General features: G+C 48.9%; 2 protein-coding genes. Both read left to right on the plus strand.

All coding sequences use genetic code 11. The features are described from left to right. On the plus strand, positions 1–274 hold a 274-nt coding region (locus AW165_RS18670; RefSeq protein WP_171254275.1), incomplete at its 5' end, for a phage tail protein. Then, positions 274–360 (plus strand): tail protein X (locus AW165_RS20320; RefSeq protein WP_212823952.1); only part of this gene is annotated, 87 nt, incomplete at its 3' end. The genes AW165_RS18670 and AW165_RS20320, both read left to right, overlap by 1 nt.

Raw genomic sequence — 360 nt, forward strand, 5'->3', positions numbered from 1 at the left:
AACCTTAAATATTGCGATTTACCCGCAAAGCAAAAGTGATTTAGAGCAGTTCACACAGATCGAGGTTATGGCCAGTCAGGGCGAACCGCTTCGGCTGATAGCCGGGGCATTAAAGAAGTTAAACGGATTGACCACCGGGTCCGGCTTGGATTTAGGCTTGTGGGTTATCGAGAAACTCGATACAGACGAAGCCCACTTCCTCGATAACGGTGTCCCGTTGGAAATCAAAGGCACGTTGACGATCAGCGAATACGGCGACGACGAGGTTAAGTAATGAAGTACAGAACCAATAAAGGCGACATGTTAGACGCCATTTGTCACAAGTATTACAAGGCCCGACCGGGGGCAATGGAAGAAGTG

This window comes from Acinetobacter sp. LMB-5 (assembly GCF_001541635.1).
In the GTDB taxonomy this organism is placed as follows: domain Bacteria; phylum Pseudomonadota; class Gammaproteobacteria; order Pseudomonadales; family Moraxellaceae; genus Acinetobacter; species Acinetobacter pittii.